Here is an 11,220-nt window from a genome sequence, read left to right on the forward strand (position 1 = left end):
CTATATTTTCCAAGCGCTGTTTAAAACCTGTGAGATATGGCAACTCAGCCTGCAAAATACTGTGCCTCAGCATGTGTCTTTTAATGCTGGGCTGTGGCAGCGAGTCCACTGAGAACGCTATCGCCTTTGCCAAAAATAATGCTTCGATCGAACAAATCACACGCTGCTCGCCGCTCAGTGAAATACCTATCAATCAACACATGGTGACCAGCTGGCGTACAGCCCCCACCGATGCACTGATTACACATCCCATTACCGCATTGACCGTTCGTCAGTTCTTCGCACCCCATCGTCAGGGCGAGTTCATCCGCTTACGTCTATCAAACCGCTACTCGAGTTTACCCGTCACATTTGAGAATATTCATATCGCGCGCGAAGTCACTGCGGGTCAAGCCGATCTACAGCCAAGTACTGAGTGCCGATTGACAGTTTCAGGTCAGTCACGCATCACCATCCCTGCTGGTGAGACGGTAGTTACTGACGTCATTGCTTATCCAGTTCGCAGCTTTGAACGCGTAGGCATTAGTTTTTATGCGCCAACACTCACCCCGCAAGTCACTCGCCATCTGACTGCCAATGAAATTTTGTATTTAAGCACTCCTGGCGATCACAGCTCAGAATCAAGCGGAGCTTCGTTTCTGGCTGTTCCAGACAGTTATACCAGTAACTTCATAGCCATTGAGGCGTTAGAAGTACTGGCACCAAATCAGGTAAGCACAATTGTCACCGTGGGCGACTCCATTACTGATGGTTCAGAGTCAACAACACACCTGCTGACAGGCTCTCCATCACGAATGACATCCACTGACCAACGCTACCCTAATCATTTGCAACGAAGGATCAACGCAGCAGGTATGCCCTTCACCGTTGCCAATGCAGGTATAGGGGGTAACGAATTGCTTAGTGAAGGCTGGCTGCCACAGTTTGGTCAAAGTCTGCTTAAACGATTTGACTACGATGTACTTGCTGTAGCCGGCGCCAGTCATGTCCTCGTGATGATTGGCACAAATGATTTCGGCAACCCAAAAATTGGGCCGCCGCCAACTCCAGATGACGTCATAGAGGGTTTTCGTAGAATCATTGATCGAGCGCACGCGGCAGGCTTGAAGATTATTCTCGGCACTATCCCTCCTGCCGAGGGCGCAGTCGTAGATGGCTTACCTGTTATTGGGGATTTGCCCATCAAGTCGGGCGTGATGCACGGGACATCCCAAGCACGGCAGTCACGTGATGCTGTCAATGCTTGGCTACGTCAACAGACACTCAGCGACGGTTTAGTGGACTTTGATTCCTGTCTGGCAGACCCCCAAAATCCTAGATATCTCGCTGCTGAGTACAACGGCGGGGACAATCTTCATCCCAATCCTGCCGGCTATATGGCGATGGCGGAATGTATTGATCTTAAATTATTTAACGCAACTAACACTAAGAGTTAATACCAGTGAAGTGGGCATTATTCGGCTTGAAAACGGGACTGAAAGCTTAGCTCGCCAGTTGAGTTAATTTGTCGATGGGCACCTACAAACGACATCGCTTTCACCCCAGCATCTTCAGTTATGCGGTTTGGGTCTACTACCGTTTCATCTTGATCAGGTATCCATATGATAAATAAATTAAGTTTTTCGCTGTTATTCACTGCTGCCGTATTGCTATCGGGTTGCGGTGGCTCGAGTGAGCCGTCCAATAATTCCTCGGTCTCAGCGGCAAAAACAATATTCGTCATGCCAGAGCCTGAAAAGGCCCAGGCTTTCGACCCTGCCGTTGAACTTTCTAATGGCATGCGCCAATTGCAGCGACAGGATGAATACCTTACGCCGGACTATCAGTTGCGCCTGTATCAAGAAAGCATGGGGCAGCTGCTCGAAAGCCTTGCCATTTTGGGAGGTGATCCTGAGCGGCAATTTCTCACCGATTTATGCTGGAGTAATGGCCTGCCTTGTGCCGGTGATGTGCGCTTATATGACTGGCAAAAATCAGGTTACGGCATTGTTGAGCCAGTGCTGTTCGCCAATCGAACAGGTGCCATTATTAGCGGCCATGTCTGGGCCACTAAGCAAGGTCCAGCCAAGCGGCCATTGATTGTTATTACCGGTGGATCGATTCAAGCCACTGAGCAAATGTATTGGTGGGCGGCTCAAACGCTGGCTAAAGCCGGATATGTCGTACTTACTACCGATCCGCAAAACCAAGGTCGTTCAGATACTTTTGGTGAGGGTGCTGATGCGGGTGAGGGCGTGCCTCCGCAATTTAGTGGAAATACGTTCTATGACGGCACAGTCGATGCGCTCGACTTCATGCTGTCTACTCCAGAGAAGCCATTTTGCCCTGTGCTGGCACGCTCCGGTAACAGTCATTGTGAGAAGCAGTCACGGCGGGCAAAAGCAGGCTTAAATACCGCTTTTAACCCTTACTGGCAATTGGTGGATACGCAACGCATTGGATTGGCGGGTCATAGTTATGGAGCTGCTGGCGTCAGTTATGTTGGCCAACAAGATGCCCGTGTTAAAGCCATCGTCGCATGGGATAACTTATGTAACCCATTAGGCGCGCCCAGCCCATGTCAGGCTGGTTTTCAAGCACCGACCCCGGTGCTGCATGTACCAGCTTTGGGTATCAGTAATGACTATGCTGGTGGCCCTATCCCTCAGCCCAACGCTAAATCACAAGCCTCTTTTGAGTTGTCAAAGGCAGGAGTGGAGACTGGCATGATCGTGATTCGTGGTGGCACTCACTTTGAGTATTCCTATTTACCTCTGAGCGCCTTTTCAGCGACGCATCGCGGTATCGACCTAGCTGCTTGGTACACCACGGCGTGGTTTGATAAATTCTTAAAGAGTGATCCGAGTGCTGAATCACGGTTGCTGACCTCGCGCTGGCGCCAAGATGCGACAGATGCAACGCTTGATCCAGCCGGTAAAGGCAATATGTTTAGCTCCAGTACGCGTTCACGCTTAGATTTGCGCTTGAAAAACGGGGCCCGTTGGATCTGCGAAGACTTACGCCAAGGCTGTGTCGGTTTAGTCGATGCTGACGGTGTTAGTGGCGATTATAGCTTTCTCGACATCAGTACACGCCCCGAAAGCACGCCGCAGTAACCGCTGTTTTTGACAGCGTAATTGGCGTGAATTGTCGCGGATCCACATCGTAGGATGTTAATCAGCAATGACTAAAAATTATAAAATAACCGGATTTTAAGAATGAAGCCGTTCACACGTACAGCCCTACTGCCGATATTGTTAACGCTCGCTGCTTGTAGTTCTGAGGAGAAGGAAAAGACGCCGATCACCTCTGCCTCTGAACAAGCGTTGCTCCCCGCTGCCTTTGAAAGTGATGGCGAAACTGCGTTTGAGAATACCGGCGACAACTGCCGGAACTTTATGGTTATTGCGCCAGTCTTAGAAGAAAATGCGCGCAAATTTGTACCTAAAGAATTTACGCTCGTACAGCCGCCGCTCGCTTTTGTTGAGATGGCTGAGTGCGAAGGGGGCAGTATTAATGGTGTAGATTCTGGCCCCTTCGCCATCGGCGAAGCTGCTGTGTTTATTACGCCGCCTGATGGCAGCGCTGTTCCACCAGTTATCGGTAATCAAGCTATCTATTTGTTATGGCAACTTGATACCAATGCAGAGTTAGCCCGACTAAAACGCAATGCCGGATTTTTTGGCGAAGTAGTCAGCGGGATTGAGCTTAATATTAGTGAAAATCAGCTTTTACCAGGCCTTCCCAGTATAACTAAGTTCGGGACTGCCAAGATTCCATACAAGCTTTCTCCTTATGAGTTTACGGCAACGTTAACGCCTGAAAGTCCAGAAATCCCACCACTCATAAATGACCTATGGCATGCCGGCAGCAAAGGCACCGTGCATACCCACAACGGCGTCTTCGTCACTACTAAAGTGATGGTCGGAATGGGCTCGGTCACGGTTAAGAAAGATACCGTTTTGCATGAGTTATTTGGATCAACTGCTGTCACAGGCTTCGCCATTTCAGGGCTGGGATCGTTTGTGAACACGACCGAACTGCGTCCAGACATTGCATCGACTAAGCCTGATACTGCCCCTTAGATAAATCTACCAGCCGATCACCAGAACGCTTAATCCGATACTGACAAGTTAACTCGCAGATTGAGATAATGCGTCCTCTACTGGTCTTTATACGCTTTGCATCATTGGGTCATTTCTTGGCAAAGTTGCCAAACTCATGTGACAAAACAGATGGTTTTTGGTGCGTACTGGTGCTAACTTGATGCTCTGAAACCCGCATAAATACAGGCTAATGCAGCCAAATGCAGACGTGGGAAAGGATCTGTTAATCTTGGGTCACTGGTTCGAGTCCAGTTCGGGGAGCCATATTTAACAAGCACTTAGCCTCAGCTCACGCTGGGGCTTTTTGCTTTCTGGGGTTCTAGTAGGCAAATAGTAGGGTACTGACAAGTTAACTCGTTGGTTGGGATAGTTTGGTCATGAGTACCTACAAACGACACCGTTTTCATCCCAGCATCATTAGCTACGCGGTATGGGTCTACTACCGTTTCAACCTGAGCTTCCGTGATATCGAAGACTTGCTGGCAGAGAAGGGCATCTCTGTCAGTTATGAATCGATCCGATTGTGGTGTATCAAGTTCGGACCTGCATACGCTCGCAAGCTTAAGCAAAGACATGGTGGATTTGGCGATACGTTTTATCTCAATGAGGTGTTCATCAAGATAAACGGCAAGCAGCACTACTTGTGGCCCACCACGAACGATAGTCATTGATAAATTGGCAAGTTATAGGGTGGCTAAGCGTGAGCTAATGCCGACTGCTCATCACAATACAGCCAAGTATGCGAACAACAGAGCTGAGCAATCGCACGAGTCTACGCGGTTCAGGGAACGAGGCATGAGGAGGTTCAAGTCATCAAGCCAGGCTCAGCTATTTTTAACGAACCATGCAGCGGTTTCTAACTTATTCAATCTTGGCAGGCATCTAACCTCAGCAAGCCATTATCTATGTAGCAGGACAGCTGCGTTCGTGACGTGGAGATCGGTGGTTGCGTAGCGATGATCGGGTCAATTATTGCTAAGTCTAGAAGTTAACTTGCCAGAGCCCCAGTTAATTTGACTGTGCCTGAGGAATATAGATCAACAATTGTCATCTATAAGATCCTCATAGGACCACATTCTTTCTTTAGCCTCGTCAAGCTCTTCCCAGCGTTGATTCATGCGCCTCTTCCATTCAGAAGTGCCTTGCTGTTGATATTGCCACTTAGCTCCTTTGTACCACTTATTCTTTTCGATAACGTTGCGCTTAGCTTGTTCATATTTCCTTTCGTATCGCTCGCAGCTTCCTGCAAAAGAAGGCGCGGAAAACGAGAACATGACTAAAAGTACAATTGGTACTACACCGATATGAAGCTGCTTTTTCATTAAAGATCACCAGTTTTTTTTATTCAGAGGATTCTCAAGGTACATAGGTTGAAAAAGGTGCGCAAGTTTGATGCTAGTAAAGCATGTTAGAGTTAAAGCGGATTAGCTGTAATTAAGCTGGTAAAGCTTTTAAGGATATAGACATGTTTAGACTGCCTCTAAAACTTCTGCTTCTGATGGTTTCATTTTTTCCCTTCATTACCTTGGCTGCGGACAAGCATGGTTGTTGGGAGCCAATGAATTCGTGCCTTAAGGCAGAGGCAAAATGGAGCAATCATAACGAAGGTAAGTTGCTTGTTCGCTATACAAACCATTGTGCTGACAGAGTGTTGGTAAAGGCCTGTAACGAATATCAAAGTGGTAACGAAGATTGCGGATTGTTTGGTCTTAATGACAGTAGTAGTAATACCTGGGCAACATCAAAAGCAAGTGGGAGCTATATGTTTCAATTTACAGGATCACTGAAAGCCCAAAATGATGGAATTTGTAGTCAGACGAAAAATCAGAAAAAACAGACGCGCCATAGCATGACTTATACAAAGCCATAGCTTATTTTTTGGTACTTATGAGTTGAGTCTCTGATTGAAATGGTTTGTCAGGTACTGACAAGTTAACTTGCCGGTTGAGATAATTTGTCGATGAATACTTACAAACGACATCGCTTTCACCCCAGCATCATCAGCTACGCAGTTTGGATCTACTACCGCTGCAATTTGAGCTTTCGTGATATTGAAGATTTACTGGCAGAGAAGGGCATCTCTGTCAGTTATGAATCGATCCGATTGTGGTGCATCAAGTTTGGCGTTACTTATGCTCGTAAGCTCAAACAAAAGCACGGTGGATTCGGCGATACGTTTTATCTTGATGAGGTATTTATCAAGATAAACGGAAAGTAGAACTACTTGTGGCGTGCCGCGAACGATAGTCACTGATAAATTGGCAAGTTATAGGGTGGCTAAGCGTGAGCTAATGCCGACTGTTCATCACAATACAGGCAAGTATGCGAATAATAGAGCTGAGCAACCGTACGAGTCTACGCGGTTCAGAGAGCGGGATATGCCACGGTTTAAGTCGCCGGGCCAGGCTCAACTTTTTCTAACAAACCATGCAGCAATTTCCAACTTATCTAATCTTGAAAGACGTCTGACCACAGCAAGTCATTATCGATGTAGCAGGACAGCTGCGTTTACAACTTGGAGAGCGGCGGTTGCATAGGACGAATGAGTATAATCTTGCTGAATCTGAAAGTTAACTTGTCTGTACCATCAGCCCAGCGCCACAGATTAATGACGCTGGACTATTGCGCTAAAATTAATAGCGGCCAGATACTACATTGGCATAAGCAGTTTGCAGCTCAGGGTAGATTTGATATGTCGCATCCATCACGGCTTGAAACTGTGGGTGTTTGGCATGATTAACTAGCAGCCAACCAGCCATTTCATTGTAGTCATTAAAAGACAAGTCGGACGTTTCGCGAATATAGGTTTCGCCTCCAACGGACTGAATGGCAATGCGGCGACCAGCTTCATTACCCATGCGTTGCCCTAAAATGCCGCCAACGAATGGCACTTGCTCTAAGAGTTTTTGACCTGCATAAGCGCCTGCAGCGCCACCTAAAGATGAGCCGAGCTTAGCGTTAATTGATTTTTCAACCCATTCCGCAGTAACGCCATCACTTGTGTAAGGGCTCAAGTAGGCCCCAGCATTATCTTCTTGCACTACAAATTGGCGAGCTTGCAGCTTTACGGCTGCTTCCTGCGGTGAAACAGGCTGCGTGGTGGCGCAGCCTGTAATAGTAAGTGTGCCGACCAGCATTAAGGGAAGCAAAATTGCTTTATTCATAAGTGGCTTTCTCTATTCTTAAAGTTTCGGCAATGGTAGTGAACAATTATATTTTATTAAAGAATATTTGGATTGTTTGTCTAATTTTTGACCTATTGGGTTGATTTAAGGTGTTTCGTCGATAAAATCCTTAGCTTAATAACTGGAGTCTTGTGTATGAAATGTCGCTTTGTCGTAGCCATTACTATCGCATCGATCAGCTTGGCTGGTTGTGTGTCGACAGTTAATAACTCGAGGGGCAGTAGCTCCAATTATGTTGACTCTCAGGCTGTGGCTCCTGGTGTATCCGGCGTTGGTATTGAGTCTCAGGATGTTGTTGCTGCCACCGATATGATGCTTAGAGACATGCTTTCTAATGTCACTCTAGCTGGCCAATCAACTCCACCACGAGTGATCGTCGACTCTGCTTATTTTGTTAACGAAAGCACCACGCGCATCAACGTCAATAGCATTACCGATCGCTTACGCATTAACTTAAACCGTGCCGCCAATGGCCGTATGATTTTCGTAGGGCGCCAAAATGTTGCGATGATTGAGAGGGAGCGTGAGCTCAAACGCTCAGGTGTCGTTGATGGCGGCACGATTCGTAAAACGAAAGCCACCGCAGGCGCCGACTACCGCTTAGCTGGGCGTATTACCTCGATGGACTCAATATCAAAAACATCCGGCATGGCATCGCGTTACACGCAAATGACGTTTGAAATGATTGATCTTGAGCTTGGCACTATTGTCTGGAGCGGCATCTACGAATTCAAAAAGAGCGCGCAAGACGATGTCCTCTATCGTTAAGCATGGCTTAGCGGCGGCGATACTCGCATTAACAACTAACACTGCCGTGGCTGTAGATACGCAAGCACGCTTAGCGCCGGTTTACGAGCGCCTAGAGAGTGAGGGTGAGCGCAATGCCGTCCTCAATCAGATGGAGCTGGGTGCGCGTGCGTATGAGCTAAAAGACTACGAAACCGCTACACGTGCTTTTGATTTCGCGCTTAATCAAATTGAGTCCTTCTACAGCAATAAAGAGGGTGCAGAGCAAGCTCGTAGTCTGTGGTACGAAGAGGGCAGGAAAGACTTTAAGGGTGAGCCTTACGAGCGAGTCATGGCGTATTACTACCGTGGCTTGCTGTATCTGCAGGAGCAAGACTGGGGTAATGCGCGTGCTAGCTTTGAGGGCGGCATGCTGCAAGATGCCTTTGCTGAGGAGGATCAAAATCGATTCGACTTCGCTCTAATGGCTTATTTAAGCGCGTGGGCTTCTTTCCGCGAAGGCAATGATGTAATGCAAGACCGCGCTCTAAAAGAATTAGCTGTGCTGCGTAAAGGCGCTCCGACTTTCGGTAAAGGTCATAACACCTTATTAGTTGTTGAAACAGGTACATCACCACGCAAGTTAGGTGATGGCATTGGCCATTACGAGTTGGTGTATCGCCGTGGCCGTAAATTCGACGAAGAGCGCGTTGCCGTTGTGCTTGGCGGCAAAGAGACGCAGGTGTATCCCATGGAGGATGTCTTTTGGCAAGCCACATCTCGTGGTGGTCGCGCGGTCGATCGTATTGTCAAAGGCAAGGCCAGCTTTAGAAGTACTAATGCGGGTGTTGGCGGGGTTTTAGCTGATACTGCTAGCACTTTACAGATATTGCAGCCTATTAGCGGCAGCTTAGGTGCGGTTGCTGGCACCTTAGGTGCTATTGGCGCCATGCAAATGTTTGTGGCTAGTAAAGTGAACGCCAAGGCTGATGTGCGTTATTGGTCCTCTCTACCTGATGCGGTTCATGTAATGAGCTTGAAGTCCAGCCCAGGACAAACAGCAACCGTGAAACTCTTCGATAAAGCCGGCACTGTACTACCCGAGTTGACGCAAACCGTCACCATGCCGGATAACGGCGGGTTGGTGTGGGTGCGCTCAAGACCCTCTGGAACAATGCCGCGGCACAAATAACACTATAGTGAGAATATTATGAATCGATTCACAAAAATCAGTTTAGTTACGGCAGTTGCACTCAGTGTTACGGCCTGTGTTACTCCACCAAAGCCAGTATCAAACAAAGTGGGCACTAGTATCACTGAGCTCGCCATGAATAGTGTCAATGTCATTGATCGCAAGATGCTTGAGCAGCGCAAAACTATCCTGGGTACTCAATATGATTATGGCAAGATCAGTATTGGCGCAACGGGCGCATCGCGCACAGCAACAGGCACATTGTCTGTGCACACGACCATCGAGAACATGACCGACCACACGCAAACCTTGCAAGGTCGTACGCGTTTCTATGACGAAAATCGCTCGCCAATTGAAGACTTCTCTGCTTGGCAACGTATTACGCTGCCAGCGCGTGGCAGCGGCACCTATCGCGAAATGTCTTTATCTAATAAAGCCGGTTTCTTTTATATTGAACTAAAAGAGGCGCAATAAATGAGTAAGCTTTTGACGCTTGTAGCAGGATGTCTGCTACCTGTAGCCGTGTATGCGGCAGAAGCGCCGCACGATGCGGCGCCAATGATGGTGGAGCCAGGCGCACTGCTACAGGCGCAAGAACAAGCAATGAAAAGCCAAGCAGCAGAATTTGGTCGTGCTTATGTGCGTGCAGGCAAACCACGCATGGCGATTTTCTTTAATCGTTCGCTGAGCGATGACGTTGAGGAATGGAAAACGCCGGTACGCGTTGAGACAGCTGTTGTTAATCGTAAGGGCGATGTCATGCAGGCGGAGACAGCTGTGCACTTTCGCAGCAAGAACTCAGCCAATGAAACGCATCAGCCCAAAAGCTTAGTCTGGGCATTTGAGGATGGCTTCTACAGCACATTTCTCGCGAAGAAAGTGCGCCTAGTAGATCGCCGCGTGATGCTCAGGCTGGCGGCGGCGCAGCGCCCTGAAAACGCCAAAGCGATTGCTGCTGTAAAGCATATTGAGATGGATGGTTTAACGCAGTACGCTGATGTGCTCGTGGAGTTATTGATTCAGCGTAATGCCAACTCGCCAACAGGTTATAACTTCAAAGCGCAAGCAACGTCAGTGAAGTCTGCGCAAGTGCTGGCGATGATCAATGCTAATGATATTGAGCCGGCCAAAGGTCGTTTTGTGGCGGGCCCTAATGGCTATGAACGGCCAACGGCTGCTGCTGCTGACCCTGAGTATGTTAAGCAAATTGGTGCGCAGCTAGCGCAGCGCTTAATGGCCTCGCTAAGCACATCGCTTTAGTCGATGTTGTTCGTAAAAAGCCCGCTTTATGCGGGCTTTTGATTGGGTACTGACAAGTTAACCTGTCAGTACCCTACGGTTTAACTAAAAAACTAGAGTAAGCCCTTTAATTTTTAAGCCTTTTGCTGCCTCGATCATGGTTTTTAGCAGCACATCACGATCTGTCATGCCTCGCTCAAGCCAATCACCAATAACTCCTTCTACATATCCTATCCAGCCACGCGCATGAAGTTGCTCTTGCACTGTCATGGTGTCCCACGAGCGCAATAAACTTATTTCAGCAATTTTTTCTCTGGCTTTACGGGCGGCTGCGCCCAGGCTTGGGTGTATTTCATTCGCTCGCATATAAATAGCAAATGCCAATGGATACATGGTCACAACATCTAAGAATTTATTTAGTCGCTCTGGTAACGAAATACTGAGGTCGGGATTTGTGAGTGCCATTTGTGCTTCAAGCAACGTATCAGAGGTTGCCGCTAACAGCAGATCTGCATGGCTACCAAAGTAGTGTCGAGGCAGGCTAGCGGCCACTTTGGCTTCGCGCGCTACACCTTCTAGCGAGAATCCTTCTAGGCCATCTCGAAATAAAAGATTTTTTGCGGCGCGCAGGATCGCAGCTTTCCGTAGTTCTGGGGAGAGTCGCTTACTTTCTAATGTTTTCATGAATGTGATAATAGCTTGTTGCGGCCCCCACAACAAGCTGCTAAAGTGTCCTTGTTATGGGTGCCACAATAGTGGTTCCCGCGGCGATGTTAGTTATCAACTTGCTGCG

General features: G+C 48.1%; 12 protein-coding genes and 2 pseudogenes. 10 read left to right on the forward strand and 4 right to left on the reverse strand.

Features of this window, described 5'->3' with window-relative positions:
• The first annotated feature begins 71 nt into the window (after positions 1-71).
• Positions 72-1,436 (forward strand): GDSL-type esterase/lipase family protein, encoded by a 1,365-nt coding sequence (locus ACFQ0F_RS01310; RefSeq protein ID WP_379068232.1) that lies wholly within the window; start codon positions 72-74, stop codon positions 1,434-1,436.
• Between the two features lie 17 nt (positions 1,437-1,453).
• Here ACFQ0F_RS01310 and ACFQ0F_RS01315 read toward each other — a convergent pair whose 3' ends face one another.
• A complete protein-coding gene (locus ACFQ0F_RS01315; protein ID WP_379068235.1) occupies positions 1,454-1,723 on the reverse strand; it encodes a hypothetical protein in 270 nt (89 codons plus the stop codon).
• Between ACFQ0F_RS01315 and ACFQ0F_RS01320 the strand changes: the two genes are divergently transcribed.
• The 3 genes and pseudogenes from ACFQ0F_RS01320 to ACFQ0F_RS01330 all read left to right on the forward strand — a co-directional run bounded on the left by ACFQ0F_RS01320 (position 1,722) and on the right by ACFQ0F_RS01330 (position 5,039).
• Positions 1,722-3,095 carry an alpha/beta hydrolase family protein gene (locus ACFQ0F_RS01320; RefSeq protein WP_379068238.1) on the forward strand — a complete coding sequence of 458 codons (1,374 nt, stop codon included), beginning with the start codon at positions 1,722-1,724 and terminating at the stop codon, positions 3,093-3,095. The two genes, ACFQ0F_RS01315 and ACFQ0F_RS01320, sit on opposite strands and share 2 nt — an antisense overlap.
• A 102-nt stretch (positions 3,096-3,197) precedes the next feature.
• Positions 3,198-4,064, forward strand: coding sequence for a hypothetical protein (locus ACFQ0F_RS01325; RefSeq protein ID WP_379068241.1), 867 nt, complete (start codon positions 3,198-3,200; stop codon positions 4,062-4,064).
• A gap of 398 nt (positions 4,065-4,462) precedes the next feature.
• Positions 4,463-5,039, forward strand: a pseudogene (locus ACFQ0F_RS01330) (IS6 family transposase).
• Between the two features lie 83 nt (positions 5,040-5,122).
• On the opposite strand, the gene ACFQ0F_RS01335 reads toward ACFQ0F_RS01330, so the two are convergent.
• Positions 5,123-5,407 carry a hypothetical protein gene (locus tag ACFQ0F_RS01335; RefSeq protein WP_379068244.1) on the reverse strand — a complete coding sequence of 95 codons (285 nt, stop codon included), beginning with the start codon at positions 5,405-5,407 and terminating at the stop codon, positions 5,123-5,125.
• 143 nt (positions 5,408-5,550) lie between these two features.
• On the opposite strand from ACFQ0F_RS01335, the gene ACFQ0F_RS01340 reads away from it, so the two are divergent.
• Positions 5,551-5,955: a hypothetical protein gene (locus ACFQ0F_RS01340; protein WP_379068247.1), complete on the forward strand. Its 405-nt coding sequence runs from the start codon at positions 5,551-5,553 to the stop codon at positions 5,953-5,955.
• A 90-nt stretch (positions 5,956-6,045) separates the two neighbouring features.
• A pseudogene (locus tag ACFQ0F_RS01345) lies at positions 6,046-6,622 on the forward strand (IS6 family transposase).
• Positions 6,623-6,718: 96 nt separating this feature from the next.
• On the opposite strand, the gene ACFQ0F_RS01350 reads toward ACFQ0F_RS01345, so the two are convergent.
• Positions 6,719-7,249 carry a hypothetical protein gene (locus ACFQ0F_RS01350; RefSeq protein WP_379068250.1) on the reverse strand — a complete coding sequence of 177 codons (531 nt, stop codon included), beginning with the start codon at positions 7,247-7,249 and terminating at the stop codon, positions 6,719-6,721.
• Positions 7,250-7,405: 156 nt separating this feature from the next.
• On the opposite strand from ACFQ0F_RS01350, the gene ACFQ0F_RS01355 reads away from it, so the two are divergent.
• The 4 genes from ACFQ0F_RS01355 to ACFQ0F_RS01370 all read left to right on the forward strand — a co-directional run bounded on the left by ACFQ0F_RS01355 (position 7,406) and on the right by ACFQ0F_RS01370 (position 10,448).
• The gene (locus ACFQ0F_RS01355; protein ID WP_379068253.1) at positions 7,406-8,038 is read left to right on the forward strand and encodes a CsgG/HfaB family protein; all 633 of its coding nucleotides are present in this window, start codon (positions 7,406-7,408) and stop codon (positions 8,036-8,038) included.
• Entirely contained in the window at positions 8,022-9,188 is a 1,167-nt protein-coding gene (locus ACFQ0F_RS01360; protein ID WP_379068256.1) for a hypothetical protein, read from the forward strand. The genes ACFQ0F_RS01355 and ACFQ0F_RS01360 overlap by 17 nt, the downstream gene beginning before the upstream one ends.
• Positions 9,189-9,323: 135 nt before the next feature.
• Positions 9,324-9,662 (forward strand): DUF1425 domain-containing protein, encoded by a 339-nt coding sequence (locus tag ACFQ0F_RS01365; RefSeq protein WP_379068259.1) that lies wholly within the window; start codon positions 9,324-9,326, stop codon positions 9,660-9,662.
• Positions 9,663-10,448 carry a hypothetical protein gene (locus ACFQ0F_RS01370; protein ID WP_379068262.1) on the forward strand — a complete coding sequence of 262 codons (786 nt, stop codon included), beginning with the start codon at positions 9,663-9,665 and terminating at the stop codon, positions 10,446-10,448.
• A gap of 84 nt (positions 10,449-10,532) precedes the next feature.
• On the opposite strand, the gene ACFQ0F_RS01375 is transcribed toward ACFQ0F_RS01370, so the two are convergent.
• Positions 10,533-11,111 (reverse strand): TetR/AcrR family transcriptional regulator, encoded by a 579-nt coding sequence (locus tag ACFQ0F_RS01375; protein ID WP_340676301.1) that lies wholly within the window; start codon positions 11,109-11,111, stop codon positions 10,533-10,535.
• Between the last annotated feature and the right edge of the window lie 109 nt (positions 11,112-11,220).

This window comes from Paraperlucidibaca wandonensis (assembly GCF_042677145.1).
Lineage (GTDB): Bacteria > Pseudomonadota > Gammaproteobacteria > Pseudomonadales > Moraxellaceae > Perlucidibaca > Perlucidibaca wandonensis.

Excerpts from the sequence above, each read along its gene's own strand:
- ACFQ0F_RS01335 (WP_379068244.1), bottom strand. The coding sequence starts at position 5,407 with ATGAAAAAGCAGCTTCATATCGGTGTAGTACCAATTGTACTTTTAGTC.
- ACFQ0F_RS01375 (WP_340676301.1), bottom strand. The coding sequence starts at position 11,111 with ATGAAAACATTAGAAAGTAAGCGACTCTCCCCAGAACTACGGAAAGCT.
- ACFQ0F_RS01355 (WP_379068253.1), top strand. The coding sequence starts at position 7,406 with ATGAAATGTCGCTTTGTCGTAGCCATTACTATCGCATCGATCAGCTTG.
- ACFQ0F_RS01325 (WP_379068241.1), top strand. The coding sequence starts at position 3,198 with ATGAAGCCGTTCACACGTACAGCCCTACTGCCGATATTGTTAACGCTC.
- ACFQ0F_RS01340 (WP_379068247.1), top strand. The coding sequence starts at position 5,551 with ATGTTTAGACTGCCTCTAAAACTTCTGCTTCTGATGGTTTCATTTTTT.
- ACFQ0F_RS01350 (WP_379068250.1), bottom strand. The coding sequence starts at position 7,249 with ATGAATAAAGCAATTTTGCTTCCCTTAATGCTGGTCGGCACACTTACT.
- ACFQ0F_RS01320 (WP_379068238.1), top strand. The coding sequence starts at position 1,722 with ATGCCAGAGCCTGAAAAGGCCCAGGCTTTCGACCCTGCCGTTGAACTT.
- ACFQ0F_RS01360 (WP_379068256.1), top strand. The coding sequence starts at position 8,022 with ATGTCCTCTATCGTTAAGCATGGCTTAGCGGCGGCGATACTCGCATTA.
- ACFQ0F_RS01370 (WP_379068262.1), top strand. The coding sequence starts at position 9,663 with ATGAGTAAGCTTTTGACGCTTGTAGCAGGATGTCTGCTACCTGTAGCC.
- ACFQ0F_RS01310 (WP_379068232.1), top strand. The coding sequence starts at position 72 with ATGTGTCTTTTAATGCTGGGCTGTGGCAGCGAGTCCACTGAGAACGCT.
- ACFQ0F_RS01315 (WP_379068235.1), bottom strand. The coding sequence starts at position 1,723 with ATGACGAATATTGTTTTTGCCGCTGAGACCGAGGAATTATTGGACGGC.
- ACFQ0F_RS01365 (WP_379068259.1), top strand. The coding sequence starts at position 9,324 with ATGAATAGTGTCAATGTCATTGATCGCAAGATGCTTGAGCAGCGCAAA.